Origin of the sequence: Aquitalea aquatilis (assembly GCF_005155025.1) — a bacterium.
Classification (GTDB): domain Bacteria; phylum Pseudomonadota; class Gammaproteobacteria; order Burkholderiales; family Chromobacteriaceae; genus Aquitalea; species Aquitalea aquatilis.
Window position 1 is genome coordinate 3935013 of the sequence record NZ_CP039731.1, and the last position, 26112, is coordinate 3961124.

The following is a 26112-nucleotide window of genomic DNA, read 5'->3' on the forward strand; positions in this document are numbered from 1 at the left end:
ACAGGCTCATGACAACAAACACAAACATGAGCGACAAAGGAGAAACAATGGAAACGAAACAACTGGAGCGCTCGCTGACGCTGGGCTCCGTGGTGCTGTTCGGGCTGGCTTACATGACGCCCATCATCGTGCTGGGGACCTTTGGCATCCTCGCGCAAATGACCGATGGCATGGTGCCGGCTTCTTATCTGGTGGCACTGGTGGCCATGCTGTTTACCGCCTACAGCTATGGCCGCATGGCGGCAGCCTATCCGGTGGCTGGTTCGGCCTATACCTATACCCGCAAGTCCATCCACGCCAAGCTGGGCTTTCTGGTGGGCTGGGCGGTGCTGCTGGACTATCTGTTCCTGCCGATGGCCATCTGGCTGATCGGCGCCGCCTATCTGGCTTCGGCCTTCCCCAGCATTCCGATGGCGGTGTGGGTGATTGCCTTCATCGTGTTCACCACGCTAATCAATATTGTCGGGCTGAAGATGGCCAATACCGTCAACTACCTGATGATGCTGCTGCAATTCCTGGTGTTGCTGGCCTTCGTGGCACTGTGCATCCACTATGTGGCGGGCGATGCCAGCAAGCCCTTGTGGAATCTGGCCCCGTTTTTCCGTAGTGACATGAAACTGCCGATGATCATGGCTGGTGCCGCCGTGGCCTGTTACTCCTTCCTGGGCTTTGATGCGGTCAGCACGCTTACCGAGGAAACCCGTGATGCGCGCCACACCATTCCGCGCGCCATCATGTGGATTACCATCATCGGCGGCTTGATTTTTGTGGTGGCATCGTACTTTGTGCAGCTGGCCCACCCCTCCAGCCAGTTCAAGAGTGTGGATGATGCCGCCTTCGAGATTGCCAAGAATATCGGCGGTGACCTGTTTGCCAGCATTTTTCTGATCGGCCTGATCATCGGCCAGTTTGCCTCCGGCCTGTCGGCGCAGGCCAGTGCCTCGCGCCTGCTGTACGCCATGGGCCGTGATGCGGTGCTGCCGCAGTCCATCTTCGGCAAGCTGCATGCGCGCTTTCGCACGCCAGTGAACAATCTGGTGATCTGTGGCGTGGTGGCCTTGCTGGCGCTGAAGCTGGATGTCACCACCTCCACTTCCTTCATCAACTTCGGAGCCTTCCTCGCCTTCAGCTTCGTCAACCTGTCGGTGATTGCCCACTACTATGTGCGCCAGCGCCGCCGCTCACCGCGTGACTTCTTCCTGTTCCTGCTGTTTCCGCTGATTGGCATGCTGGCCGACCTGTGGCTGCTGGTCAGCCTGGATGTCCGCGCCATCACGCTGGGCCTGATCTGGCTGGCGGTGGGGATTGCCTACCTGGCCAAGCTCACCGGCTTCTTCCGCCGCGAGCCGCCAGAGCTGGACTTTGTCGAAGCCGAAGGCTGATTCCATCTACCACAGACGCAAAAAAGCCCTGACGCATCAGGGCTTTTTGCTATCCGTACTGGCTTAAACCGACAGATAGGACGACTGCTTCAGACCGCGACAGAATTCGGCGAAGAACACATTGCGCTCGTCGCTGGTGAGGTCGGCCGCACGGGCCTTTTCCTCGTAGCGGTTGAGGATTTCCTCCGGTGACAGGTGCACATAACGCAGCATGTCTTCGATGGTGTCATGCTCTTCCACGCCGGCAAACTCCAGCTGGCCGTTGTCACGCACATAGACGTTGACCGAGTCGGTATCGCCAAACAGATTGTGCATGTCGCCCAGGATTTCCTGGTAGGCACCCACCATGAACACCGCAATCAGGTATTCGCGACCCGGCTCCACCGCATGCACCGACATGCTGGATTCGATGCTTTGCTGATCGACATACTGCTTCACCTTGCCGTCCGAATCGCAGGTCAAATCCTGCAGCACTGCGCGGCGGGTGGGCTGCTCGTCCAGGCGGTGTACCGGCATGATGGGCAGAATCTGGTCGATGGCCCAGGTATCCGGCAGGCTCTGGAACACCGAGAAATTGCAGAAATACTTGTCGGCCAGCTTGTCGGTCAGCTCGTCATACACCTGGCGCTGCGAGCGCTGGCTGGCTTGCAGCTGGCGATGCAAGCGACGGCACAGGGTGGCGTGCACGTCTTCGGCCATGGCTTTTTCCTTCAGCGAAATGCGGCCGGCGGAGTAGAGATCGGACACGTCGGAGGCGTAGTGGCTGGCACGGTAATAGATTTCCGTCACCATTTCCTCGTCGGTCAGCTCCATCAGCTCGAACAGCTTGCGCACCGGCTTGGCCAGCACCGACAGGTCGGCCACTTCCGGCACGCTTTCCGGCAGGCGTTCCACGTCGGTCACGTTCATGATCAGCACCGCGTGGTGGGCGGTCATGGCACGGCCGGATTCGGACAGGATGCGCGGATGCGGAATGCCGTTTTCGTCGCAGAACTCAGCCAGCATCGACACGATGACCTGGGCGTATTCGTCCATGTCGTAGTTGATGGAGCTGGCATTGCGCGAATGGGTACCGTCGTAGTCCACGCCCAGACCACCGCCGACATCGACATGGTCGATGGGCAGGCCCAGCGCGCGCAGCTCGGCAAAGTAGCGCACCGCTTCGCGGAAGCCGGCACGGTAGTCGCCGATATTGGCAATCTGCGAACCCATGTGGAAGTGCATCAGCCGTACGCAGTCGGACATGCCGGCGGCAGCCAGCTTGTCGGCAGCGGAAATCAGCTGGGCAGCGGACAGGCCGAACTTGCCCTTGTCACCGCCGGTATCCGCCCATTTGCTGCTGGCCAGCGAGGACAGGCGCACGCGCATGCCCAGCATGGGGCGTACGCCCAGCTTCTTGCTTTCTTCGATGGCCAGGTCAACTTCGGACTCTTTTTCGATAACGATGAACACCTGATGGCCCAGCTTCTGGCCAATCAGCGCCAGCCGCACGAATTCGCGGTCCTTGTAGCCATTGCAGATGATGGTGCCGCCCTTGGGCGCCAGCGCCAGCACGGCCATCAGTTCCGGCTTGGAGCCGGCTTCCAGCCCGATGGAGACCTCGCGCGTGGCGATGATGCTCTTGACCACCGCTTCTTGCTGGTTGACCTTGATCGGATAGATGGCGGTGTAGCGGTTGCCATAGTTTTGCGCGGCAATCGCGGTGTCGAAAGCGCGGCACAGGCGTGTCACGCGGTCCTGCAGGATGTCGGGGAAACGCACCAGCAGCGGCAGGTCCAGTCCCTTGGCGCCCAACTGGCGGCTCAATTCGTGCAAATCGATACGCGTGTCGTGGCGTACATTGGGCTGCACCTGAATGCAGCCATTGTCACCCACGTCAAAATAACCCGCCCCCCAATGCCGGATGCCATACAGGCTCCGGCTATCAGCCACAGTCCAAGCCATGAGATTTTCCCTCAATGATTCGATGGATAACCCCGCTCCTTAGTGCGCGGCTTTCGGGCTACAAAGCTTTTATGTGGGCCTGGGATGTCGGAGCGAAACAATTGATTGTCAGTGTTTTGCATTGCAAAACGAGCGCGGATTTTAACAACATCACGCAGCTTGACAAGTAAAAGTTTGATGACGTGGCCCTACGTCCATTTTTTTGGACAAACCACATGGCATGACAGCCTTTTCAGGCCGCCAATAAATGGCAAATGTGCTGCCTAACGATGCCAGCGATAGCATATCTTCCATTCTGCCGCGGCAGGCAGTGCACAGCGAAACTGTGCAAGATTTTCAACATCCAGCCCTCTGCCACGCGGGCTTGCCAGACCAGGCGATATGCGTCAGCAGGCTGGCAGACACGGGCCTAGAGGGCATCCAGCATGCGGTAATAAGCCATGCCCAACACCAGCGCCGGCGTGCGCAGCAACTTGCCACCGGGAAAATCACGGTGCTGCAGCCGGGCAAACAGGTCGAGCCGCCCGGCCGTGCCGGCGATGGCCTCGGCCACCACCTTGCCGGCAATGCCGGTCACATTCACGCCATGGCCGGAAAAACCCTGCATGTAGTAGATATTGCCGGCCAGCCGGCCCAGGTCCGGCGCGCGGTTGACGGTGATGTCGCAGAAGCCGCCCCAGGCATAGTCCACTTTCACATCGGCCAGCTGCGGAAACACCCGCAGCATGTCCTGGCGCATGGCCGTCGCCAGATCATGCGGCGGCTTGCCGGAATAGCTGACCTTGCCACCGAACAGCAGGCGGTGATCGGCCGACAGCCGGTAGTAATCCAGCACAAAATTGGTATCGCACACCGCCATATTGTTGGCGATCAGGCTGGCGGCACGCTCCCGCCCCAGCGGCTCGGTGGCAATGACATAAGTCCCGGCCGGCATGATCTTGCGCTCCAGTTGCGGCACCAGCTGGCCGATGTAGGCATTGCAGGCCAGCACCACATGGTCGCAGCTGATCGTGCCGTGCTCGGCATGCACGGTGGGGCGGCTGCCCTGCTCCAGCCGCAATACCGGTGTCTGCTCGTAAATTTTCACCCCGGCAGCCAGCGCAGCCCGCGCCAGCCCCAGCGCATAATTCAGCGGATGCAGATGCCCGGAACGCGCATCATACAAGCCGCCCAGATAACGCTCGCTGCCCAGTTGCTGCGCCAGCGTTGCCTTGTCCCATAGCTCCATGCCGCCATAGCCGTATTCTTCTTCGGCCTCCTGCTGCCACTCGGCCAGCTCCTGCATGTGACGCGGCTTGAGCGCGGCATTGCAAAAGCCGCGCGTCCAGTCACAGGCTATGGCATGCCGCTTGACACGCTCATCGATGATGTCGACCGCCTCCACCGACATATCCCACATCACCCGCGCCAGCTCCGCCCCCAGCTGTTCACGCATGGTGTCGATACCGCAGGCATAGCCGGCGATCACCTGCCCGCCGTTGCGGCCGGAAGCACCAAAGCCCACGGCCGAGCCCTCCAGCAGCGCCACCGACAAGCCGCGCTCGGCCAGATTGAGCGCAGCCGACAAGCCGGCCAGCCCACCGCCCACCACGCACACATCAACACTGGCCGAGCCTTGCAGCTCGGGACAGGCCTGCCAGGCATGGGCGCTGGCGCAATAGTAGGAAGGTGCGTGCGGCTGTCTGACAAAGCGGAGCATAAAGACCTCGCGAGCAATGAAACGGCAGGATGAAGCTGGCAGCCGCTGGCCAGATAACGGCCAGGACGGACGAAAAAAGAGCGGACACTCTTGCGAGTTATCCGCTCCTGGCCTGTGCGGGGCAGACTGCGCCCCACTCACAAAACCCCGGCAGCCGCGGTGCAGCTACCCGGTTTTGTTGGCGATACTTACTGGGTCAGCACTACCGGCACATCAGCGCGCCAGCTGACAAACACCGGGTCACCCCAGGTCGGGGCGGTTTCATCGGCATCGTACCAGCGCGACGACGGCACCACGGTCTTGACGATCTTGCCGCTGGCCAGCTTGATGTGGAAGATGGAATAGCTGCCCATGTAGGCGATGTTTTCGACCACACCGGCGGCCATGTTCGGGCCGACAGCCACCGGCTTGCGGTCCAGACGTACGTCTTCCGGACGCACACTGGCCCAGACATGCATACCCTTGGGACCGGTAATGCCGTGGTCGATACGCACCACGCCACCCAGCTCCTGCGAGGTGATTTCCACGCGGTCGGCCTCATCCACCGTCACCGCGCCTTCGAACATATTGGTTTCACCGATGAATTCGGCGGTGAAACGACAGTTCGGGTAGTCGTAGATCTCGGTCGGGGTACCCACTTGCAGCAGCTTGCCTTCGCTCATGATGCCGATGCGGTCGGCCATGGTCATGGCTTCTTCCTGGTCATGGGTCACCATGATGCAGGTCACGCCCACTTTTTCGATGGTGTTGGCCAGTTCCAGCTGGGTTTGCTGACGCAGTTTCTTGTCCAGTGCGCCCAGCGGCTCATCCAGCAGCAACAGTTTCGGACGCTTGGCCAGACTGCGGGCCAGGGCCACGCGCTGTTGCTGGCCGCCGGACAGTTGGTGCGGCTTGCGGTTGGCGTACTTGCGCATCTGTACCAGATCGAGCATTTCGTCGACGCGGGCACTGATTTCAGCCTTGGGCAGCTTGTCCTGCTTCAGACCAAAGGCGATGTTCTCTGCCACTGTCATGTGCGGGAACAGCGCATAGCTCTGGAACATCATGTTGACCGGGCGCTCGTACGGCTCCAGGCCGATGATGTCTTCGCCATCCAGAATGATCTTGCCCGAGGTCGGGGAGTCCATGCCCGCCAGCATGCGCAGCAGGGTGGACTTGCCGCAGCCGGAGCTACCCAGCAGGGCGAAAATTTCGTGTTGTCGAATATCCAGATCGACATGGTCAACGGCAACGTTGTCGCCAAACTTCTTCACCACTCCGCTGATGCGCAGATAGGGTTTGTCATTGGCTTGCACGCTCTGAACCTGCTTGGCAGCCTGTGCGCCCGCAACTGATTGAACCGGCTTATTGGCCGCTACAGCATCCGTCATGATTTTGCTCCCTCCAACTATTCCAGCCTTGGCGGCTGATTTCGCGTGTTCGCGACCTGATTATCGGGTCAGCTTCCAGAAAGGGCAGCCGGGCTGCTCTTTCCACTCGCACCTAATCCGCTTTCAAAACAATACCAGTACCCAACCCGGATGGGCAGTAGCCAGCAAGGAAAAAAGCGGGAAAAACGATCAAATCGGAAACGATAACATTTCGAGGAGGCTGGCAAACACAGGCATGGCCTGTGCTGTCATCAGGGACGGCAATATCCGCTGTGGCGTATTTCATGCTGGCTCCTCCCCTACTCTCCCGTACGTGGTGGTGCTAGCAGGCGTTCCGGACAAGGGGCAAACCGCATGCGCCTTGCAAGAATGCTTGCACTACCACCCAGAGCAGTCTTTACCGCTGCTCTTTTGCTGGAGAGAAGCCTAGCTTACGTTTAATAAATTTGACAAGCCTCAACACGAAACTTGATCAAAAGTGATGCTGCAATGTGGCTTCCCAGCCTCACAGCGCCTTTATTTTGGTAAAAAATCCATTACGTCGAAAAATATTTGATACAAAACCTGGGAAATTCTGCTGCTTGTTTAATTCATCAAACGCCCTTTTGCAGCGAGCTGCCCTGAGCCGGCAGCAGATGCCGCCGCTCGACAAACAAGGAGCTGCCCGCCTGCTTTTTGGCCTGCTTTTTGGCCTCGGCAGTGGCTGAGCCGACTTCATAGTGGGTGGGATACTGCCCGGGGCTCACCCGTACCACCCCCACCGACAGGCTGGTCAGTGGAAAACACATGTGCTCGCCGTTGCGACCAGTCATTTCAAAACCACCGGCAGCCAGGTGCGCGGGATCAAAAAAGCTGCGCACGCTGCGGTCAAACTCCTGCAGCATGCTCTGCAATTTGTCTTGCCAGTCTGCCGACTGGAATAACAGCGCAAAATCATCACCGCCGACATGGCCGACAAAATCGCGATCCGGGTCGGCACACTCCACCAGCAAGCGTCCCACCAGCTGAATCATTTCATCACCGGCGGCATAACCGTACAGGTCATTGAAGGGCTTGAAATTGTCCAGATCGGCATACGCCACCACAAAAGGCAGCCGCGCTTCCAGCAGGCGGTCGATGGCCTCGGACAAGGGCACATTGCCGGGCAGGCCGGTCAAGGGATTGGCATAGCGGGCGGCGGAAATCTGCAGCTCGGTCATCTTGCGCATCAGGGCAAAGCCGGTACCCATGCCCAGATAACGGCCGTTTTCGGTAATGATGAAGCCGTCCACCAGATAGCGCTGCTCGGAAGCCACCACCAGCGCCGACAGCTCGTGCACATTGATGTCGGCACTGACAATCAGCGGCTGCTTGTCCATCATCATGGTGCAGGGCTTTTTGCCGTACAGTTCACGATTGAAAGGCTTGGCAAAGCTTTCCAGCAAATGATGGCGGCGCAGCAGGCCGATGGGCACGCCATTCTCGACGACCGGAATGGCAAAGCGGGCCGGGTCGCTGGCAAAAATCCGGTAAGCCGCCTCATTGGGCAGCTTGGGCTCCAGATAGGGCACTTCCTGCAGCAGGTCACGCGCTACCGCAGGTACTTGCCACGGCAGCCGTGGCCGGCTGCCCGACCACGCCACGCCCTTGACATGGATTTGCAGATCCAGCGCCGGCACGGCGCTGGGACGGGCCAGCAGATAGCCCTGGCCGTAGCGCACGCCCAGCCGCTGCAGGGTGCGCAGCTCGGCCACGGTTTCGATGCCCTCGGCCACCAGCATCGCGCCGGACTGGCGGGCAATATCCACCATGGAGCGGACAAACTGCTCCTTGAGCGGGTCCAGATGCAGCTGTTGCACAAAGTGCTTGTCCAGCTTGACGAAGTCCGGCCGCAGTTCCGACCACAGCCGCAAATTGGAAAAGCCCTCGCCCAGATCATCCAGCGCGATACGGAAGCCATGATCGCGATAATGCTCGGTGGCACAGCGCAGGGCGGTATAGCAGCCACTGGGCGTGGTTTCGGTGACTTCGATGATGATGCGCTCGGCCGCCAGCCCTATTTTCTCAAGGAAGGCCAGCGTTTCGCCGTGACGGTGCTCGGGAGCCAGCAGCGTGGCGGGACAGATATTCAGGAACAGCAAACCGGACAGCGCCAGCTCGACAAAGCGCTCCATGGTGACCTGGCGGCAGGTGCGGTCCAGCATCACCGTCATATTGCAGCGCTCGGCCTGGTCAAACAGGCTGACCGGCGCGTGCAGCGGGCTGTTGGACGGGCCACGGATCAAGCCCTCATAACCGAGGATGCCGCCGCTATCCAGATCGACAATGGGCTGAAATACCGGCTGCAAACGCCTTTCATTGATGATCAGCTCCAGCTCCTGACAGCGGGAGGCTGATTGCTCCAGCTCCGCCACTTCCATCTGAGACATACAGTTCATACCCGATTATCAAGCCATCCCGCCATTTACCATCGCAGCACTTTAAACTTTACAAATGACAATCTGGTGACCCAACCCCCATATCGCCAGCAAACCCGCGTCTCTCGCTGGCCGGCCTGCCGCAATGCAGCCTAGAATGAAACCAGACACCCGCCAACCGGCGGGCAGGCAAGCCCGCAGGAGCCGCCCATGCCACACATCACGCTCAACGGACATTCACTGTTCTACGAACTGACCGGACAAGGCCAGCACACCCTGTTGCTATTCAATGGCATCACCATGTCGACCCCGGCCTGGACCCTGATGACGCCGGCGCTGGAAAGCCAGTATCGGCTGCTGCGGCTGGATTTTCTCGGCCAGGGCCAGAGCGACAAGCCGGAGGCGGAAAAGTACGCGCTGACCGAGCAGGCCGATCTGGCGGCCGCCTTGCTGGATGCGCTACAACTGGACAAGGTGTTTCTGGTGGGGCTGTCTTACGGCGGCATGGTGGCGCAGCACTTCGCCCACCGTCATGGCCAGCGCCTGCACAAGCTGCTGCTGGCCTCTACCCTGGCCTGGTCGGACGAAGTCAACAACCGCATCAGCCAGAGCTGGATCGAATCCAACGCCATCGGCGGCCTGGACTTGCGTTACAGCGCCAGCGTGCCCTGGCTGTTTTCCAGCCGTTTTCTGGCAGCCAATGCCGCCATGCTGGACGACATGAAAGAAATGGCCGGCATGGTGGATTGGGCTGCCGTCATCCGGCTAATCAATGGCGTCCGCGAGCACGATGCGCGCAACTGGCTGCAGCAGATCAAGCTGCCCTGCCATATCCTGCTGGGGGAAGAAGACCGTCTGACGCCGCTATACCAGGCCCACCTGCTGCAAGAGCGCATCAGCGGTGCCACGCTGGAACTGCTGCCGCACGCCGCCCACGTGCTGCATATCGAAGCGGCCGAAGCATTTGTGCGCAGTATTTTCCGTTTTTGCCAGCCCTAGGCCGGCCCAAAGCCACAACAACAAGATGAATACTGAGGAGAACCTGATGGAAGAAGCCGTACTGCTCAAGGTCAGCCCGCAGGGCATTGCGACCGTTACCCTGAATCGCGGCGAGTTGCACAATGCGCTGGATGACAAGATGGTGGAATTACTCACCGCCACCCTGCAAACCCTGGCAGAAGACGACAGCATCCGTGCCGTGATCCTGACCGGCGAAGGCATCAGTTTTTCCGCCGGCCACGACAGCGCCTGGATGCGCCGCCTGACCGACTACGACGAAGCCCAGTTGCGCCGTGATGCCGAGCGCCTGTCCACCCTGCTGGAAACACTGGACCACCTGCCCAAACCCACCATCGCCCGGGTACAAGGCTCGGCCTTCGGTATTGGCGCGGCGCTCATTGCCTGCTGCGATGTCTCCATCAGCGTCGCCGAGGCCCTGTTCTGCTTCTCTGACGTCAAGCTGGGCATCATTCCGGCACTGGCCGCACCCTATATCGTGCGCGCCATCGGCCCGCGTGCCGCCCGCCGCTATTTTGTCACCGCCGAGCGCATCAATGCCGGCAAGGCGCGCCGGCTGGGACTCATCCACCAGACCGTGGAAAACGACGAACTGGACGATGCGGTCGATCACATGTGCCGCCAGCTGCTGCTGAACGGCCCGCAGGCCATGATTGCTGCCAAACAGCTGATCCGCGACATCGAGCACCGCGACATCGGCCCGGAAGTCATCGCGCTGACGGTGGATCGCATTGTCGCCCTGCGTCGCAGCGATGAAGGCCAGGAAGGGGTCAAGGCTTTTCTGGAAATGCGCAAACCCGGCTGGATAGACTGAGTTTGCCCATATACGGCATCCGCGTTCAAATGCGCGGCATGCCGGCTGCAAGCCATGCGGGAATGGTTACAATCAGCCCTTCCCTCCGCACGGATAGCCCATGACCACCTCGCATTCTCGTTTTCTGCAGCACGTGCTGCAGCCGGCAGCGCTGGCGGAAACCCGCTGGACACTGGCGCACGGCGTCACCGCACACTGGCATGATGACAGCGCCGTCGAACTGCGCCCGGCCACGCCGGCTGCCAGCTGCAGCTACATCCTGCTGTCCTGCGGCATACACGGCAATGAAACCGCGCCGGTCGAAGTGGTGGATGGCATCCTGGCCGATATCGACAGCGGCCAGCTGCGCCTGCACCACCCCTTGCTGGTGCTGTTTGGCAATCCGCAAGCCATGCGTTGCGGCGAGCGCTATCTGGATTACGATCTGAACCGCCTGTTCAATGGCGCGCATCAGCAACACGCCGACCTGTACGAAGCCGAACGCGCTGCACTGCTGGAGCAACGCGCCAGCCGCTTTTTCGCTCAGGCAGGCCCACACAAGCCCAAATTGCATTACGACCTGCACACCGCCATTCGCGGTTCGGTCTACGAAAAATTTGCCATCTACCCCTTCTTGCAACAGCGCACGCACCGCCGCAGCCAACTGGCCTGGCTGAAGCATTGCGGCATCGAAGCCGTACTGCTGCACAGCAAGCCGGCCAATACCTTCAGCTATTACACCAGCCAGCAGCATCAGGCCGATGCCTTCACCCTGGAGCTGGGCAAGGCCAGGCCCTTTGGCGAGAACGACCTTGGCCGCTTTGCCGGCATCGACCACGCCCTGCGCCAGCTGCTTGATGACAGCACACCAGCCCTGCCCGACTATCGCGATGGCGACTACCCGCTATTCCGCGCCAAGTATGATCTGATCAAGCACAGCGAAGCCTTCCGCCTGCATCTGGCCGCCAGCGTGGAAAACTTCACCGTGCTGCCGGATGGTTTTCTCATTGCCGAGGATGGCACACAGCGCTACATCGCCAGCGGTGGCGAGGAACGCATCCTGTTTCCCAACCCCACGGTAAAACCGGGATTGCGCGCCGGCATCGTGGTCGAGCCGGCCACACTCACCGCCTGACGCTGCTCCGCCCCCACAATGAAAATGGCCGCTCAACGCGGCCATTTGCTTGAAGAGCCATGCGACAGGGCTCAGGACATATAGTTGAACAGCGACAGGTTGGTCACCTTGTTGTACACCAGCTGGCTGTACTTCAGTGAAGTCTGGGTCTGGGTGAAACTGGTAATGGCGCTGGGCATGTCCAGATCCTGCAGATCACTGATGCCGGACTTGTACTGCAGCCCGAGCTGGGTACCCATGTCCTGCACGCTCTGGTTTTCCTGCCGGCGCGCACCAATCGAAGCAATATTGGTAGACAGGTTTTTCTGCGCGGTATCCAGCGACGTCACGATGGCACCCATTGACGTGCTGTAATTCGCCGGCTTGGGATTCTGGGCCAACAAATCATTCAACGATTTCAGCGCATCAAACACCGCAGTCGTACTGGTGGCATTGCCAAACACATTGCTGCCGGCATCGGAAATCTGCATGCTGCGCGAGGCACTGATAGGCACATTGCGCTGACCGGTGTCCCCCTGATAAGTCGCGGCATAGGTGGCATCCAGCACATAAGGGGGCGTATCCACCTTGTTGCCGCTAAACAGGTAGTTGCCCTTGCCATCGGTGGCATTGGCATAACCGGTCATCTCGGCAATACCCTCCTGCACCTGCTTCTGGATCATCAGCAACTGGTCGGAGGACAGCACGGTATTACCCGCCTGGATGGCCACCGCCTTGATGCTGGTGAGCAGATTGGAGGCATTGGTCAGCTGGGATTCGGCCAATGACAAGGTGGACTCCACCGCCTTGGTATTGGTGACGTACTGGCTATTCATGCCGTCGGACTGATTCAGTTGCAAAATGCGTGCCGCCGCGACCGGATCATCGGCCGGGGTTACCACCCGTCTCTGGGTATCCAGCTGCATCTGCAGCGATTGCAACTGCGACTGCAGCGATTGCATGTCGTAGGTGCCGGTCATATAGGATGTTGCGGTACTGATTCTCATGATTCAACCCTCGCCTCAGCCGCCCATTTGCAGGATTTGCTGGAATAGTGTCTGTGCTATCTGCAGCACCTTGCCGGACGCCTGATAAGCCTGTTGATACTTGATCAGGTCAGCGGCTTCCTGATCCATGTTCACCCCGCTGACATTGGAACGCGAGGTGGTGGCCTGTTGCAGCAAGGTGGTCTGCGACGTTGAGGCCAGTTTCACCGTATTGGTGGCATTGCCCACATAGCTGACGGTGGTGGAGTAATAAGTCTGGAAAGACTGCAAGCCACTATTGGTGCCGTTCTTGTTTTCATCGACGATCTTGCGCGTTTGCAGACCCATCATCTCAGCCAGGTTATTACCATTACCGATGACGGCAGTACCGGTGGGCACGGGCGAGACATTGATGGTCATGCCAGCCTTCATCTGGCCGGACAGCTGGAACTTGATACCCAGATCATTGGCTGGGGAGGCACTGTCCACCAGTTTGTAGCCATTGGAAACAGTCGGGTCGGGCACGACATTGAAGGTCTGGCCATTATCCGGTCCGCCAGCCAAGGTGGCGGTAATGCTGGTGGCTGAAGTGGCATTGATGGTCATGCCAGTCATACCGGTAACCGGGTGCGTCGCAGTAGAAGGCGGCGTCGTAGCATTGGCCCAGCCATAGGTGCCGGGCATGCTGGCCCAGACCCCGGACAAGGTCACCCCGGTGCCGGCAGGCGTAATACCACCCGCTCCCAGTTGCAAGGACGAAGAAGCTGCCAGCTTGGACGGATCTGCCAGCAGCAACTGCATATTGGCCACGGCATCCTGCGGGTGCGTGGCGTAGCTGCTCATATCGGCAAAAATCTGCCCACCCTGATTACCCGACAGGTCTCGCCCCAGCTGGTTCTGGTAATTCATCGCCGTAGTGAAGTCGATGGCCAGCGTACCCAGCTTTTGCTGGGTGGTCAGCAGCGTACCGTCGCGAAAAGACATATAACCAGCCAATTGCCCACCCGACAGCGCCGAGCTGGGAATCACCGTGGCGGTGCCGTTGGGATTGGGGTAAGTCACTTGCACATTCAGCGGATTGGCCGGGTCAGTCTGCGTGCCCAGCTTGTTGACCTGATTGCCCAAGACCAGCGCCTGACCATTACCGATGAACACGCTGTAAGTACCATCCGACTGCGCCACCGACTTGGCACTCACCAGCTTGTTCAGCTGCTCCATCGCCTGATCACGCTGATCCATCAGGTCGTTGGGTTGCTGCTGGCTATTACCAGCGGCGGCGGCGGCAATCTGATTGTTCAGGTCGGCGATATTCTGAGCCAGTGCATTAATGCTGTTGACGGTGCTGGTAATTTGCGAATTGGCACCCGCTTGCATCTGGGACAGATTGTTGCCGATGGCGGTGAAGTTGGACACCAGCGCCTGCGACATATTGACCACGGTTTGCCGGCTGGGAATGGACGACGGGTCTTGCGACAGCGTCTGCAGGCTGCTGTAAAAGCTCTGGAAAGAATTATTCAGGCCAACGGTTGGATCAGCCAGCAGATTGTTGATCTGGTTCAGCTGCGACAACTGACTGGAATAGAAGTTACTGCCCGCCTGTGCGTTCAGCACTTGCGAATCCAGATACTTGTCGTAGATGCGGCTGACACCGGTGATGTCCACGCCCTGCCCCAGGAAGCCAAAGCCCTCCTGTTGCGGCATGCGCGCAGCCTGACTCATGACCTGACGGTTATAGCCCGGGGTATTGGCATTGGAAATGTTCTGGCCGACAACAGAAAGCGCAGTTTGTGCTGCATTCAGGCCGCTAACGCCAATGGAAAAAATGTTTGAGCCCATTATCGCCTCTCTGCTGTTTTATCGACCGCAACTGCTGAAACTTTAATCAAGAGCGCACCGCTTGCTGTGCCAGTGAAGCGGCCACGTCCACCAGTTTGCGCGCATAGCGTGGATCAGTGGCATAGCCGCCGCTTTGCAAACCCTGGGCGAAACCCTGCACATTACGTCCCTGATTCAATGCTGCCTGATAGCGCGGAGAGCCTTTCAACAGGCTGGCGTAATCGCTGAAGGCATCCGCATACGAATCATAGGAACGGAACTTCTCCACCTTCTTCTGCGCAGTGCCATTCACGTATTCGGTGGTGGTGATGCTGGTGGACTTGCCTTGCCAGTCACCCGTGGCCTTGATGCCGAACAGGTTGTGCGAATTGCTGCCGTCGGCATTACGAATGGCACGTTTGCCCCAGCCGCTTTCCAGCGCGGCATGTGCCACCACGAACTCCGGTGCCACACCCAGTTGTGAGGCCGCATTACGTGCATGCGGCAACATGCCCTGGATAAAGCTCTTGCCATCACCGCTGACAACCGGGCTGCTGCTTGCAGCCGCAGCTGCGGTATTGGAGGCAAGACCGGCACTGGCCGCCTCGCTCTGCGCTGCCTGATAGGCTTTCACGCCACTCGCTTGGGTAAAGCGTGTGGGGAGTACCGGACTGCTGGCCGCCGAATGCAGCTTGCTGGCATCGGTACCGGCATCAAAACCGGACTGTTTGGCGATCTGCTTGTACACCAGATCGGCAATGCCCATGCCACCGGCACGGCTGAGTGACTGCACCATCTGCTGGTCCAGCATGCCGCGATAGGTATCCATGGCCGAGTCACCTTCGTCGTCAAACTTGGTCTCGCGCATGGTTTTCAGCATGGTTCCCATCAGCAGGGCTTCGAACTGCGACGCTGCTTCCTTGGCCGCCCCCTGGGGGTCCTTGCTCATGCGCGCACGCAGGCTGGACATCTGGGTGGGATCCACCGCCAGCTGCTGGCTCAGGGCATCGTTTGCCGAATAGGTACTGGAAAACTGCGTCGTCATTCTTCACTCCTCCACCCGGCTAAAAGCAAGAAGCGGGCCAATAAAAAACGCCCCGTAAACGGGGCGTTTTTCAGCAAGGAAATCAGGCTTCAGATGATTTGCAAATCTGCCTTGAGCGAACCGGCTGCTTTCATCGCCTGCAGGATGGAAATCAGGTCTTGCGGGGTGGCACCCAAGGCGTTCAGTGCCGAGACAACCTGATTGAGATTGGCGCTCTTGGCCACTTTCAGCACCTTGCCGCCATCGCTGCTGACATTGACGCTGGTCTGGTTGGTGGCCACCGTCTGCCCACCGGACAGCGCCGGCGGCTGGCTCACCTGAGGGGTATTGCTGATGGTCACAGTCAGGTTGCCGTGCGCCACGGCACATGGCGCAAGCTGCACCGCCTGGTTCATCACGATAGAGCCGGTGCGGGCATTGATGATGACCAGAGGGGAAACTTCTGCCGGGTCGACGGCAAGATTTTCCATCCGCGACAGAAACTGCACTCGCTGATTGGAATCAAAAGGTGCGCGCACTTCCACCATGCCACCATCCACCGCCCGAGCAGTGCCACTGCCGAATGCCTTGTTGATGGCCTGCACCACACGATTGGCCGTGGTGAAATCGGCCTCCTGCAATTCCAGATTGATGAATTCTCCACTGCCCAGTGCCGTGGGTACTTCGCGCTCTACCGTGGCACCGCCGGCAATCCGCCCCACGCTGAGCTGATTGACCTGGGCCTTGCTGCCACCCGCGGCCGCACCCGCGCCCCCCACCAGCACATTGCCCTGCGCCATGCCGTAAATCTGCCCGTCAGCACCCTTGAGCGGTGACAGCAGCAAGGTACCGCCGCGCAGACTCTTGGCATCACCAATCGAGGACACGGTGACATCCAGCGCCTGGCCTTTACGGGCAAACGCCGGCAAGGTGGCGGTCAGGCTGACCGCCGCCACGTTCTTGGGATCAACCTTGGTACCCGGCGGAATCTGCACACCCAGCTGGGTCAGCATGTTCGATAGCGACTGACCGGTAAACGGCGAGGAAGTCACCTTGTCGCCGCTGCCATCCAGCCCCACCACCAGGCCGTAACCCAGCAATTGGTTGGAGCGCACGCCGGCGATATTGGTAATGTCCTTGAGCCGGTCGGCCGCCAGCGCCTGCCCACCCAGCATCAGCAGCAGTGCTGCCAGCAACAGTTTATTCATGATGTCATCCAGCCCGAGCCGCATCATTCAGATGGGGATGATGCTCAGGAAAAATTTGGCCAGCCAGCCCGGCTCGTTGTATAGACGGTTATTGCCCTTGGTTTCCTGCTCGATGCGGGCATCGGCCACCTTGAGCGAGGAGACCGAGCGGTCGGCGGCGATATCTCGCGGATTGACCACGCCGGACAGGCGGATGGACTCGGTATCGCCATTGATGCGTACCACTTTTTCACCGCTGACCACCAGATTGCCATTGGCCAGCACTTCGATCACGGTAACGGTAATGGAGCTGACAAAGGTGGTGGCTACCTGATTGGTACCCTTGCCGGTATTGCTGGCCGCGCCACTGCCGGTGAGCGATGCGCCCAGGCCCTTGGTCAGACCGCCCGGCACGAAGGGAAGCTGGATGCCGCTGGAAATGCTGTCGTTGAGTGCCGAGGAACGGGTGGCCGTGGTTTGTTCCGACTGCGAAGTCGAGGACTTTTCCTGGATGGTGATGGTGAGCGTATCCCCCACCAGCGCCGGCATTTTGTCTTCAAACATGGCACGGTAGCTGCCAGCCTGGAAGATGGAGCCATTAGCCGGCAAGGTGCTGGCTTGCGGCTGCGGGCGGGCTGTCATCGGCAGCGTCACCAGCGGCGGTTCCTGCGCCGCGCAACCGGCCAGCAGCAAGGCCAGCATCGCTGGCATCATCCATTTCAGCATTTTCATTCCGCCCTCCCCACACCGCCTGCCGGCCATCAAGCAAAACCGGATTTTAGCGTTTAAACACCGCCAGCAGAACCGGCAGATTACATCTGCGTCAGCTTTTGCAGCATCTGGTCAGCGGTGGTGATCGCCTTGGAGTTCATTTCAAACGAACGCTGCGCAGTAATCATGTTGACCAGCTCTTCCGTCACATTGACGTTGGACCCTTCCAGAAAACCCTGCTTGACCAGACCACGGCTGTCGGTACCCGGATCCCCATCCTGCGGATCGCCCGAAGAGGCGCTCTGCAGATACAGATTATTGCCAACACTTTCCAGACCTTGCGGATTGATGAAAGTCGTCAGCTGGATGGTGCCGGCAGTTTGCGGCGCCGGGTTATTGGGCAGGAAGTACTGCACCACACCAGCGGTGGAAACGGTGATTTGCGACGCCGTGCTGGGGATATTGATATTGGGGTTCAGCTGATAGCCATCCGAGGTCACGATATCGCCACTGGAGTTGCGCTTGAATTCACCATCACGGGTATAGGCAGTCGTGCCGTCCGGGCGCTGGATGCGGAAAAAACCGTCACCGGTAATGGCCCAGTCCAGCGGCTGACTGCTCTGCGTCATATTGCCCTGGGTAAAGTTTTTGGCTGTGGCCACCGCCGTGGCACCCGTGCCTACCTGCAAACCGGTCGGCGTGGTGCTGCCATCAGCCAGCTGAGCGCCCGGCTGGCGCAGGGTCTGATAATACAGGTCTTCGAAAATGGCGCGCCCGCGCTTGAAACCTACTGTGTTGACGTTGGCCAGGTTGTTGGAAATGACATCCAGATTGAACTGGCTGGAGTCCATCCCGGTCTTGGCAACATAAAGCGCACGCATCATGGCGGTGTTTCCTCAGAATTCTTGATTTGTTATCAGTGTTGTCGCGACCAGGCCTTAGCCTATGGCCAGCAGCTGGGTGGCTTTCTGATCGTTCTGATCAGCATTGGTCATCAGCTTGATATTCATGTCGTACTGCCGGCCATGCGAGATCATCTGCACCAGACTTTCCACCGCATTGACATTGCTGGCTTCCAGCGTTTCCGGCACCAGCTTGACCGAGGTATCGGCAGTGGCGGTATCGCCCCCGTTCATGCGGAACAAGCCATCCGGGCCTTTATAAACATCCTTGACCGCAGGATTCACCAGCTTGATCTGCCCCAGCAGCTGCGGGGTGCGGTCCTTGCCATTCTGTGGCACACCCACTACCGAACCATCCTGCCCCAGTTGCACCTGATAACCGGAGGGTACGGTAATCGGGCCACCGTCACCGCTGATGGGCAGGCCACTGCGTGTGCGCATCATGCCGTTGGCGTCCAGCACATAGCCGCCATCGCGGGTATAGGCTTCACTGCCATCCGCTGCCTGCACGGCAAAGAAACCGGGCGAACCCAGGGCAAAGTCGCTGGGGCTGCCGGTATGCATCAGGCTGCCCTGGCTCATGTCATGGCCAATGGTGTTGTCCACCACATAAGTACGGGTCGGGGCACCGGGGCCAACCACCGGCAGCGCACGGAAGGAAGCCAGATCGGCCTTGAAGGCATTGGTATTGGCATTGGACAGATTGTTGGCCGTGGTGGCTTGCTGCAAATCGATGTGTTTGGCACCGGTCATGGCCAGGTACAGCATCTTATCCATTGTTTCCCCGCTTCCTTAGGCTGTTCTGGCTGACATCAATTACAGATTGATGATGGTCTGCATCAAGGTGTCTTCGGTCTTGATGGTCTGGGCATTGGCCTGATAGAAGCGCTGCGCGGTAATCATGTTCACTAGCTCGGATGTCAGATCCACATTGGAATCTTCCAGCGCCTGCGACTGCACGGTACCGGAGTTGCCCGAGCCCGGTGCATTGTAGGCCGGCACGCCGGAGGCCAGCGTTTGCTGCCAACGGTTACCACCTTCGTTCTGCAGGCCCTGCGAGTTGGTGAAGGTTGCCAGGGCAACCTGACCGATGACTTTATTCTGACCATTGGAGAAGCTGGCCATGATATTGCCATGGGTGTCGATATTCATGCTGCTCAGGGTACCCGGCGCATAGCCATCCACTGTTTCCGTCGGGGTACCGGAAGCCTGTGCCACCTGGGTAGAGCCGGTGTAATCCACGGTAAAGGTAACCGGGGACGAAGAGCCATTCACCGGCGTCGGGGAGAAAGTGACACTGAACGGGGTGGTATTGGTCAGATTACCCTTGGTGTCGTAGTTCATGGTGTAGGTATTGGTACCACTGGCCGGGCTGCCATCGACATAGGCCGTCACCGTCCACGGTGTGCCGGTAGCGGTAGCCGTACCCTTGACGTAATACATGGTCAGGTTGTGCTGATTACCCAGGCTGTCATACACCTGTGCCGCATTCGACCAGTTAAAACTGTTGGTATTGGTCGGATTCAACGGCGTTACCGTCGGCGGCGTCAGTCGCGAATCCACATTCACGCCCATGGTGACCTTGGTGGTGACTGCCGGCGAAATCAGATTGGTTTGCAGTTTCAGATCGGTGACCGGGCCCTGGGTCACCACGCCATTATTGGCCATCCAGCCTTGCAGGCGGTCGTTGCCATTGACGATGTAACCATCCTTGTCCACCTGGAATTGTCCGTTGCGGGTATACGCCAGCGAACCGGTGGTCGAGGTCGGATTCTGCCGCATGATAAAGAAGCCATTGTTATTGATGGCCAGGTCCAGGCTGCGGCCGGTCGGGGTGATGTTGCCAGCACTGAAGGACTGGGTGACTGCATTCACCTGCGAGCCGATACCGGCGCTGGTATTGGCCACACCATAAAAGCTGGTGGAGAACAGATCGGCAAACTCGGCGCGCGAACTCTTGAAGCCGACGGTGCTGGCATTGGATACGTTGTTGCCAATGGTATCCAGCTGCGAGGACGCCGAATTCAGACCGCTCAAACCTTGTTGAAAACCCATGTGATTACTCCCCGAAACCTGTTTGCGCTAATGACTTGGTTAAGACAGCTGTGCAACGTTTGCCAGACCGACGCTGGTCCCGTCTTTCATGATCAGTTGCGGCGAGCCGCTGGCCCAGCTGACGGCGGTTACCGCCTGGTTGGCATACGGTGTGGCCGTCACCGCAGCGCTGCTGGCACTGGTCGCCTTGGCACTGAAAGTGTATTTGCCGCTGGGCAACTGCTTACCGTTGGCATCGGTGCCATCCCAGTTGAAAGAGTTAAGGCCGCTGCTAGGGCTCTTGACCGTCAGGGTATCCACCACATTGCCATTGGCGTCGGCGATACTGACGGTGTAATCGGTGGCCGCACCACTCAGATTCACGGCACCCTGCACATTGGAACCGCTGGTCAGGCTCAGCGCATTACCCGGCACCAACGCCTGCTTGCCAATCATGGTGGCAGCCATCAGCGATTGATTGGCAGCCTGCGACTGCACCAGGCTCTGCATGGCGGTGTTCAGCGTCTGCATCCCGGATACCTGACTGATCTGCGCCATCTGGCTGGTGATCTGGCTGTTATCCATCGGGTTCATCGGGTCCTGCGCCTGCAACTGCGTCACCAAGAGCTTGAGAAAGCGATCCTGAATACCCTGTGCACTGGTATCGGTATTGGAATTACCGGTGCCACTGGTGCTGCCAGTAGTGCCATTCAGCGCGGCATACGGATTGGTCGAGGAATTAACCGAGCTGGTCATGGCTGCTGCCTTTCATCACTGTCCAAGCTGCAGAGTCTTCTGCAGCAGGGTTTTGGCGGTATTCATCATTTCCACATTGGTCTGATACGAGCGCGAGGCGGAAATCATGTCGGACATTTCCTCGACCGGATTGACATTGGGCATGTTGACATAACCCTTTTCGTCCGCCAGAGGGTTGCTGGGGTCGTACTTCAGCCGCGGCGGGGTCTGGTCTTCCACAATGGAAGTCACCCTCACACCGGCCACTTGCGGCTGACTGGCGGTAACCGGCAAGGCGGTAAACACCACGTGGCGGCCCTTGTAAGGCTGGCCGGTCGAGCTGGTGGCACTTTCCGCATTGGCGATATTGCTGGCCACCACGTTAAGACGCATGGACTGGGCAGTCAGCGCCGAACCGGAAATGGCAAAAATATTGGCGAGCGACATGGTTACTGGCCTCCACCGGTAATGGCGGTATTCAGACTGGACATACGCTTGCTGAGGAAGGTGAGCGTGGTCTGGTATTGCAAGGCGTTATCGGCAAAGGCCGCACGCTCCACATCCATATCCACCGTGTTGCCGTCCAGGCTTTGCTGTACCGCATTGCGATACTGCACCGCCGGCTTGCCGGCACTGCCAGCCCCCGTACCAGCCAGATGGCGCGTATCGGTCACATTCATCGCCAGCTTGCCCTGTCCATCCTGCGCAGACTGCAAGGCCTGCTTGAAATCGAAATCGACTGCCTTGTAATTGGGGGTATCGGCATTGGCAACATTGCTGGCAATGACTTCCTGGCGATAGGCGCGCAGGTTGAGCGCTCGCTGCTGAAAATCAAATTCCTTGCCAATCTTGTCCAACATGACCTTGCCTCCTTGAATGCGTCCCCATCCTTAGCAGGAACTGTGCCAGCACAAACAATCCATACAGACCATTGATTTTATTGAAACTACAGGCAATACACACCACCACCCGCACAGCGCACACCGGCAGGAGCGGCAAGTTTTGCCGCCATCACCGCCCCGCTGCCGCTGCCACCAAAACAAAACCGCCGACGGCCCATGGCGTCGGCGGTTTTGATCCAGCCTTAACAGCACACCCCGCAAACAGCTTCTTAGTCTGCGCGCAGCTCGAAATCGTGGCTGATGTCAGCCGTCTTGCCCAGCATGATGGAGGCCGAGCAGTATTTCTCCGCCGACAGCTTGATGGCCCGCTCCACTACCTCGGACTTGAGATCACGTCCGGTGACCACAAAGTGGAAATGAATCTTGGTGAAGACCTTGGGTTCGGTCTCGGCGCGCTCGGCTTCCATTTCCACCCAGCAATCAGTCACTTGCTGACGCGACTTTTTCAGAATGGAAATCACGTCATAGCTGGTACAGCCGGCAGTGCCCAAGAGCAGCAGCTCCATCGGACGCGGCCCCAGATTGCGGCCGCCGCCTTCCGGCGCACCATCCATCACCACCGCATGGCCGCTGCCGCTCTCGCCCATGAAACACACGCCATCCACCCATTTGAGTCTTGCTTTCACTGCCCCATCCTTCCGCTTTTGTTCAGCGCAAATCCGCTTAATCGCCACAGACTATCATTCCCGATTTGGGCAGACAAAGATTCACCGGTAAAATGGAAAGATTGACCTGTTATAAAGCCATCATGCTGGTACTTGGAATCGAATCATCGTGCGACGAAACCGGCGTTGCACTGTACGACCTTAAGGCGGGCCTCATTGCCCACCAACTGCATACGCAAATGGCCATGCACGCCGAATACGGTGGCGTGGTGCCCGAACTGGCCAGCCGCGACCACATCCGCCGGGTTATCCCGCTCACCGAAGCCTGCCTAGCTGAAGTCGGCAAGACCCTGGCCGATGTGGATGCCATTGCCTACACCCAAGGCCCCGGCCTGGGTGGAGCCCTGCTGGTTGGTGCCAGCGTGGCCAATGCGCTAGCCTTTGGCCTGAACATTCCGGTGATTGGCGTCCATCATCTGGAAGGCCATCTGCTATCGCCGCTGCTGGCGGAGCCGCGACCGGACTTTCCCTTCATCGCCCTCTTGGTATCCGGCGGCCACACCCAGCTGATGGCCGTACGCGGCATCGGCCAGTACGAGGTGCTGGGCGAAACGCTGGACGACGCAGCCGGCGAAGCCTTCGACAAGACGGCAAAACTGCTGGGCCTGCCCTACCCAGGCGGCCCGCTGTTGTCGCGCCTGGCCGAAGAAGGCGACCCGGCGCGCTTCAACCTGCCACGCCCCATGCTGCACAGCGACAACCTGGACATGAGCTTCTCCGGCCTCAAGACTGCCGTGCTGACACTGAGCAAACAGGTGGAAGCCGAGCATGGCCAGATCGACGAACAGACGTGCAAAGACATCTGCCGCGCCTTTCAGGAGGCCATTGTCGACGTGCTGGTCAGCAAATCGCTGAAAGCCCTGAAGCAGACCGGCATGAAAAAGCTGGTGGTGGCTGGCGGCGTAGGTGCCAACAAACAGCTGCGCGCCGCACTGGATCAGGCCGCGGCAAGGCGCAAGCTGGAGGTGTTCTACCCGCCACTGGCCCTGTGCACCGACAACGGTGCCATGATTGCCTTTGCTGGCGCCATGCGGCTGAAATACGCCACCGCACCCGGCAGCTACTCGATCAAACCGCGCTGGGACCTGTCCGGCCTGCCCGCTGCCTAAATCACCCCGCCGGCGCAGCCTGCTGCGTCGGCCTGACAACCCCATCATGATCCAACTGAAAAACCTCAGCCTGCGTCGCGGCCTGAAAGAATTACTGGTCAACGCCAGCCTGACCCTGAACCCCGGCTACAAAACCGGCCTGGTCGGTGCCAATGGTGTGGGCAAATCCAGCCTGTTTGCCCTGCTCAAGGGCGAGCTGCACGCCGATGGCGGCGATGCCGACATCCCCAAGCAATGGGTCATGGCCCATGTGGCGCAGGAAACGCCGGCACTGGACACCGCTGCCATCGATTACGTGCTGGATGGCGACCACGAGTTACGCCAACTGGAAGCCGAACTCTCTGCCGCCGAAGCGCGCGACGACGGCAGCGCCATCGGCCATCTGCATGGTGAGTTGGCGCGCATCGAAGCCTATTCTGCCCCGGCCCGCGCCGCCAAGCTGCTGACCGGCCTGGGCTTTGCCACCGAAGCCCACCAGCGGGCAGTGAAAAGCTTCTCCGGCGGCTGGCGCATGCGGCTGAACCTGGCGCAGGCGCTGATGTGCCGTTCCGACCTGCTGCTGCTGGATGAACCCACCAACCACCTGGATCTGGAAACCGTACTGTGGCTGGAAGACTGGCTGCAAAGCTATCCGGGGACCTTGCTGATCATCTCGCATGATCGCGACTTCCTCGACAGCATCTGCAGCCATATTGCCGAAGTAGCCAACCAGACCCTGACGCTGTACACCGGCAATTACAGCCAGTTTGAAACCATGCGTGCGGAAAAGCTGGCGCGCCAACAGGGCGAATTCGACAAGCAGCAGCGCCAGATTGCTCATCTGGAATCCTTCATCACCCGCTTCAAGGCCAAGGCCACCAAGGCCAAGCAGGCACAAAGCCGGGTCAAGGCACTGGAAAAACTGGAGCGCATTGCCCCGGCCCACATTGCCTCGCCCTTCGATTTTCACTTCGACAGCCCAGACAACCTGCCCAACCCGCTGTTGCGGCTGGACAAGGTGAATATCGGCTACGGCGATACGACCATCTTGCAGGGCCTGTCGCTGTCGGTAGAAGCCGGCAGCCGCATTGGCCTGCTGGGGGTGAATGGTGCCGGTAAATCCACACTGGTGAAGCTGCTGGCGGGCGACCTGCCGCAACAGGCGGGCGAGCTGATCAAGGCGCAAACGCTGAAGATAGGCTATTTCGCCCAGCACCAGCTGGAAACCCTGCGCGAGGACGAATCACCGCTGCAGCATATGCAGAGACTGGCCCCCACTGCACGCGAGCTGGAACTGCGCAGCTTTCTGGGCGGCTTCAATTTCCGTGGCGACAACGCGACCGATCTGGTCGGCCCCATGTCCGGCGGTGAAAAGGCCAGACTGGCACTGGCAATGATCGTCTGGCAAAAGCCCAACCTCTTGCTGCTGGACGAACCGACCAACCATCTGGACCTGGAAATGCGCCATGCCCTGACGCTGGCACTGCAGGATTTTTCCGGCGCGCTGATCGTGGTTTCCCACGACCGCAGCCTGCTGGAATCCACCACCGACCTGTTCTGGCTGGTCAGCGGCGGCACGGTCACCCCGTTTGACGGCGATCTGGAAGACTATCGCCAGTGGCGACTGGCCCAGCTGGCAGAAAGCGGCAAACCGTCCAGCGGCGACGCCCAGGCCGTCAACCGCAAGGAGCAGAAGCGACAGGAAGCCGAAGCCCGCCAGAAATTGGCTCAGCTGAAAAAGCCGCTGCTGAGCAAGCTCGCCAAGCTGGAGAAGCAGCTGGAGCAACTGAGCAGCGAAAAAAACCAGCTGGACGCCTTCATGTCTGGCGAAGAAGCCTACTCGGACGCCAACAAGAGCAAGCTGGCCGAGGCGGTAAAACGGCTGGGTGTGGTCAGCAGTGAACTGGCTCAGGTAGAGGAAGACTGGATGCTGCTGCAAGAAGAGCTGGAAGCGCTGGAAAACAGTATGGACAGCCCGGACTAAGAGCGGCTAACAAGAGCGTAGCGCCCCTGGAGCAAGGGACACCGACGCAGACATTGCAAGGTGTACGGCCAGGAGGCGCAAGGCCGCAACAGGGTTTTTGTTAGCGGCGCCAAAGCTTGTCATCAGCGAGGCTGGGCCGATGCCACCCGCCCATGCCTCTTGCTGCCGGCTGCAATTATCCACAGCAATCAGCGGATAACTCTGTGGATAAGTACTGAACAAATAAAAAAAGTCTTTTTACCTTAACAACTTGCTGCAACTGCTCACTAAAAAGGCAGAATAGACCCAGTTGGATACTGATTATCAGTCCTGAGCACTTCCCTGCTTGCCTGATTGCAATCATTCAAATCAAGCCATTGATTTT

The 26112-nt window shown here is 59.3% G+C and carries 23 protein-coding genes; 6 read left to right on the forward strand and 17 right to left on the reverse strand.

Annotation, left to right across the window (positions count from 1 at the left end):
* Window positions 1-47: 47 nt before the first annotated feature.
* Window positions 48-1382, forward strand: coding sequence for an APC family permease (locus tag FAZ30_RS18325; protein ID WP_137010005.1), 1335 nt, complete (start codon window positions 48-50; stop codon window positions 1380-1382).
* Window positions 1383-1445: 63 nt separating this feature from the next.
* Here FAZ30_RS18325 and speA read toward each other — a convergent pair whose 3' ends face one another.
* The 5 genes from speA to FAZ30_RS18345 all read right to left on the reverse strand — a co-directional run bounded on the left by speA (window position 1446) and on the right by FAZ30_RS18345 (window position 8812).
* The gene (gene speA, locus FAZ30_RS18330) at window positions 1446-3326 is read right to left on the reverse strand and encodes an arginine decarboxylase (protein ID WP_124643759.1); all 1881 of its coding nucleotides are present in this window, start codon (window positions 3324-3326) and stop codon (window positions 1446-1448) included.
* Window positions 3327-3735: 409 nt separating this feature from the next.
* On the reverse strand, window positions 3736-5025 hold the full coding sequence (locus FAZ30_RS18335) for an NAD(P)/FAD-dependent oxidoreductase (protein WP_124643758.1): 1290 nt from the start codon (window positions 5023-5025) through the stop codon (window positions 3736-3738).
* 188 nt (window positions 5026-5213) lie between these two features.
* The gene (locus FAZ30_RS18340) at window positions 5214-6395 is read right to left on the reverse strand and encodes an ABC transporter ATP-binding protein (protein ID WP_124643757.1); all 1182 of its coding nucleotides are present in this window, start codon (window positions 6393-6395) and stop codon (window positions 5214-5216) included.
* Window positions 6396-6507: 112 nt separating this feature from the next.
* Window positions 6508-6681 carry a hypothetical protein gene (locus tag FAZ30_RS20525; protein ID WP_158613584.1) on the reverse strand — a complete coding sequence of 58 codons (174 nt, stop codon included), beginning with the start codon at window positions 6679-6681 and terminating at the stop codon, window positions 6508-6510.
* A gap of 307 nt (window positions 6682-6988) precedes the next feature.
* Window positions 6989-8812: a GGDEF domain-containing protein gene (locus FAZ30_RS18345; protein WP_246043379.1), complete on the reverse strand. Its 1824-nt coding sequence runs from the start codon at window positions 8810-8812 to the stop codon at window positions 6989-6991.
* A 189-nt stretch (window positions 8813-9001) separates the two neighbouring features.
* Between FAZ30_RS18345 and FAZ30_RS18350 the strand changes: the two genes are divergently transcribed.
* The 3 genes from FAZ30_RS18350 to astE all read left to right on the forward strand — a co-directional run bounded on the left by FAZ30_RS18350 (window position 9002) and on the right by astE (window position 11736).
* Complete coding sequence (locus FAZ30_RS18350; protein ID WP_124643756.1) at window positions 9002-9790, forward strand: alpha/beta fold hydrolase; 789 nt, start codon at window positions 9002-9004, stop codon at window positions 9788-9790.
* 46 nt (window positions 9791-9836) lie between these two features.
* Entirely contained in the window at window positions 9837-10622 is a 786-nt protein-coding gene (locus FAZ30_RS18355; RefSeq protein ID WP_124643755.1) for an enoyl-CoA hydratase-related protein, read from the forward strand.
* Between the two features lie 100 nt (window positions 10623-10722).
* Window positions 10723-11736, forward strand: coding sequence for a succinylglutamate desuccinylase (astE, locus tag FAZ30_RS18360; RefSeq protein WP_124643754.1), 1014 nt, complete (start codon window positions 10723-10725; stop codon window positions 11734-11736).
* A gap of 71 nt (window positions 11737-11807) precedes the next feature.
* On the opposite strand, the gene flgL is transcribed toward astE, so the two are convergent.
* The 12 genes from flgL to FAZ30_RS18420 form a co-directional block, all read right to left on the reverse strand.
* A complete protein-coding gene (flgL, locus tag FAZ30_RS18365; RefSeq protein ID WP_124643753.1) occupies window positions 11808-12722 on the reverse strand; it encodes a flagellar hook-associated protein FlgL in 915 nt (304 codons plus the stop codon).
* A gap of 15 nt (window positions 12723-12737) precedes the next feature.
* Window positions 12738-14537 (reverse strand): flagellar hook-associated protein FlgK, encoded by a 1800-nt coding sequence (flgK, locus tag FAZ30_RS18370; protein ID WP_124643752.1) that lies wholly within the window; start codon window positions 14535-14537, stop codon window positions 12738-12740.
* Between the two features lie 46 nt (window positions 14538-14583).
* Entirely contained in the window at window positions 14584-15561 is a 978-nt protein-coding gene (flgJ, locus tag FAZ30_RS18375; RefSeq protein ID WP_124643751.1) for a flagellar assembly peptidoglycan hydrolase FlgJ, read from the reverse strand.
* Between the two features lie 89 nt (window positions 15562-15650).
* On the reverse strand, window positions 15651-16748 hold the full coding sequence (locus FAZ30_RS18380; RefSeq protein WP_124643750.1) for a flagellar basal body P-ring protein FlgI: 1098 nt from the start codon (window positions 16746-16748) through the stop codon (window positions 15651-15653).
* A 27-nt stretch (window positions 16749-16775) separates the two neighbouring features.
* Complete coding sequence (locus FAZ30_RS18385) at window positions 16776-17459, reverse strand: flagellar basal body L-ring protein FlgH (RefSeq protein ID WP_124643749.1); 684 nt, start codon at window positions 17457-17459, stop codon at window positions 16776-16778.
* Window positions 17460-17539: 80 nt separating this feature from the next.
* Entirely contained in the window at window positions 17540-18322 is a 783-nt protein-coding gene (gene flgG / locus FAZ30_RS18390) for a flagellar basal-body rod protein FlgG (RefSeq protein ID WP_124643748.1), read from the reverse strand.
* 54 nt (window positions 18323-18376) lie between these two features.
* A complete protein-coding gene (locus FAZ30_RS18395; protein WP_124643747.1) occupies window positions 18377-19117 on the reverse strand; it encodes a flagellar basal body rod protein FlgF in 741 nt (246 codons plus the stop codon).
* A 39-nt stretch (window positions 19118-19156) separates the two neighbouring features.
* Window positions 19157-20395, reverse strand: a complete 1239-nt coding sequence (flgE, locus tag FAZ30_RS18400) for a flagellar hook protein FlgE (RefSeq protein WP_124643746.1) — start codon at window positions 20393-20395, stop codon at window positions 19157-19159.
* A gap of 39 nt (window positions 20396-20434) precedes the next feature.
* On the reverse strand, window positions 20435-21130 hold the full coding sequence (locus FAZ30_RS18405) for a flagellar hook assembly protein FlgD (RefSeq protein WP_137010006.1): 696 nt from the start codon (window positions 21128-21130) through the stop codon (window positions 20435-20437).
* Between the two features lie 15 nt (window positions 21131-21145).
* A complete protein-coding gene (flgC, locus tag FAZ30_RS18410) occupies window positions 21146-21556 on the reverse strand; it encodes a flagellar basal body rod protein FlgC (protein ID WP_089086096.1) in 411 nt (136 codons plus the stop codon).
* A gap of 2 nt (window positions 21557-21558) precedes the next feature.
* Complete coding sequence (gene flgB / locus FAZ30_RS18415; RefSeq protein WP_124643744.1) at window positions 21559-21969, reverse strand: flagellar basal body rod protein FlgB; 411 nt, start codon at window positions 21967-21969, stop codon at window positions 21559-21561.
* Between the two features lie 251 nt (window positions 21970-22220).
* Window positions 22221-22637, reverse strand: a complete 417-nt coding sequence (locus FAZ30_RS18420; RefSeq protein ID WP_124643743.1) for an OsmC family protein — start codon at window positions 22635-22637, stop codon at window positions 22221-22223.
* 122 nt (window positions 22638-22759) lie between these two features.
* Here FAZ30_RS18420 and tsaD point away from each other — a divergent pair, with 122 nt between their 5' ends.
* Together tsaD and FAZ30_RS18430 are read left to right on the forward strand one after the other, a co-directional pair.
* A complete protein-coding gene (gene tsaD / locus FAZ30_RS18425; RefSeq protein ID WP_137010007.1) occupies window positions 22760-23785 on the forward strand; it encodes a tRNA (adenosine(37)-N6)-threonylcarbamoyltransferase complex transferase subunit TsaD in 1026 nt (341 codons plus the stop codon).
* A gap of 46 nt (window positions 23786-23831) precedes the next feature.
* Complete coding sequence (locus FAZ30_RS18430; protein ID WP_124643741.1) at window positions 23832-25748, forward strand: ATP-binding cassette domain-containing protein; 1917 nt, start codon at window positions 23832-23834, stop codon at window positions 25746-25748.
* Window positions 25749-26112 lie beyond the last annotated feature (364 nt).